This window comes from Rheinheimera baltica DSM 14885 (assembly GCF_000425345.1).
GTDB classification, from domain to species: Bacteria; Pseudomonadota; Gammaproteobacteria; order Enterobacterales; family Alteromonadaceae; genus Alishewanella; species Alishewanella baltica.
On the sequence record NZ_AUDG01000114.1, the window covers coordinates 1 to 2,061 of the forward strand.

A 2,061-nucleotide genomic window follows, 5' to 3' on the forward strand; every position below is an offset into this window, starting at 1 on the left:
TAAAACGCACACTCATTATTTCAGCGAGGCACTAACAGTGCATACTGGCGAACCGCTGAAAGAGCGGAAAATATGAGTTTTTACACAGCCTGGGCCAAAAGCAGACGTTCATTCCCGAACGACGAAGCTGTGCTAAAACTGCTGTACCAGACCTTACATCAAATTGCGAAGAAGTGGACAATACCACTTAGGGACTGGAAACCGGTGATAAATCATGTACGGTGAGCATGTATCGATATGACAAAGCCACTTACACAGAACATTTTACATACTCCCTTGAGAGCACGAGAAATCTGGCAATGCATCAGTCAACCAGATGGATTGTGCTTTCATATTTGCAAGCGAAAGGTTCGCTTATTCCAAGGGCTAATGCGTTGCCCGGAAAAAACGTTAAAAGCAGATCACTTCGGTTTCCCGACCTTTTGTAGTCTTTCTCTAAGGTATAGTTAATTGTTTTATCATCAACAATGATGGTGATGGTGTCTTCAGCTTGCTGCCATTGAAATGTCCACTTGTCGTTGCTCTTCGGCGTGGTCTGCCGAATAATCGCCGTATTATCTTTTCCAAACTCCAGAGAAAATAGGGATATACAGTTTGTGCTTGAGAAAATCACATCCGTTAAATTAAAAGCAAATTCGGTTTCCAGCTGTTGCTGAGCGGAGAGTAACTCAACGCGAGGGTTTATCAGATATAGGCCAATATTAGTTTTTTTTGTATAGTAGTGGTTTCTCACTCTGCTTTGAGCGATTAAATTAGTGTTGTAACCATGCTCGCCAATGGCATCTAAAATCTTCACGAGCGGTTCGTTATCCCCTGGATCTCGGGGATAGATAATAAAATTACCGAACTTTAGTATGGGAGGGATCCGATCTGAAACCTCCACTTCGAACTCTTTTTCTTTCAGGGACGCGACTATTTTGTCTATTTCTTCCTGCTCAATCTCATAGGTGTGTAAGTAAACCGTGTTGGTCGCGCAGCCAGACAGTAGTGCTATTAAGCTCAACAGCAGCGGGCGAAAGGTGATACGTTTTAATTTTCCAAATAAGTATGCGTTCATAAATCTGCCTTTACTTAATGATTATATGAGGCCCGCGATGGATTGATTAACTTTTGCAGTAATTTGCGCCGCATCGTCAATAACGTGAAAGTGCCCACCGGCAACCTCATCATATTCCACTGTGCCGAAAAACAACTCCTGCCATGCTTGCAGCTCTTCCTGACTTACAGAATCGGCATCACCACGGATCAAGTGGATATTATTGTTAATTTTGGGCACGGACACGAATTCGTAAGTGTCGCCAAGTGCGAAGTCCGTTCTTTATGCACTTTAGATAGATATACCAGCAACGATTACAGATGTAATTGTTTGTGTCAAATACTAAATCAACGATATGTTTAGTTGTCTTTAATGGACTTTAAAGGAAGCGGTTCTGAAAAGGAATCAATGGTATCAGAGCCGAAGAAAGGCCTGTTTTTGGAACTGAAGCAGTTGTTTAAGAGCGAATCCTCGAACGGCTGCATTCTCAGTAAACTATTGATAGCAGTGAGCATCGTCGACTGTCTCCTAATCGCTCAAAGCGCATATCGGTTCTGTGCCAAAAGCGGATCAATGTGTTGTGGCAAAACACAGATAATCACTCATTTGTTGGCTCAAAACACGGGTTAAATTTCCAGATATCGTGCTTGAGTAAATTCAAGAACAACTAGCGTACTGCTTGTATAAATTTTGTCGGACGCAAATTTACTGATTTTAGAAAAATCTGTTGAAGTAGAGGTACATCAGCGTTAGTTTGGTATGAGTAAACATCATGAATGAAGGCAGGAAAATGTTCGACTTACGGGCGGGCAGCCTTTGAAAACGGATTGTTAGGCTAAATTTGGAAACTCTCATACGTATGTCCTTAAGGCCCAAGGCATTGAAATTTAAATGTTTTTAATCGGTTGAAGTTGCAGAAATTTGATTTGTGCCTGAGGGATCCCCACGAATTTAGCCCCCGCATTCAATGTTGTAACTCGTTGTATCTAGCAAGTGTTTGCAGTGGCGCAAGGTACTGCGCCACT

Annotated in this window: 3 protein-coding genes; 1 reads left to right on the forward strand and 2 read right to left on the reverse strand. The window is 42.2% G+C overall.

What is annotated here, in order from left to right; genetic code table 11:
* The first annotated feature begins 72 nt into the window (after positions 1-72).
* Positions 73-225 (forward strand): hypothetical protein, encoded by a 153-nt coding sequence (locus tag H595_RS24030; RefSeq protein ID WP_420876340.1) that lies wholly within the window; start codon positions 73-75, stop codon positions 223-225.
* A 79-nt stretch (positions 226-304) separates the two neighbouring features.
* On the opposite strand, the gene H595_RS0119495 is transcribed toward H595_RS24030, so the two are convergent.
* Both H595_RS0119495 and H595_RS0119500 read right to left on the reverse strand, forming a co-directional pair.
* On the reverse strand, positions 305-1,057 hold the full coding sequence (locus tag H595_RS0119495; RefSeq protein ID WP_027672640.1) for a hypothetical protein: 753 nt from the start codon (positions 1,055-1,057) through the stop codon (positions 305-307).
* Positions 1,058-1,078: 21 nt separating this feature from the next.
* The gene (locus H595_RS0119500; protein ID WP_027672641.1) at positions 1,079-1,276 is read right to left on the reverse strand and encodes a hypothetical protein; all 198 of its coding nucleotides are present in this window, start codon (positions 1,274-1,276) and stop codon (positions 1,079-1,081) included.
* Positions 1,277-2,061: the final 785 nt, after the last annotated feature.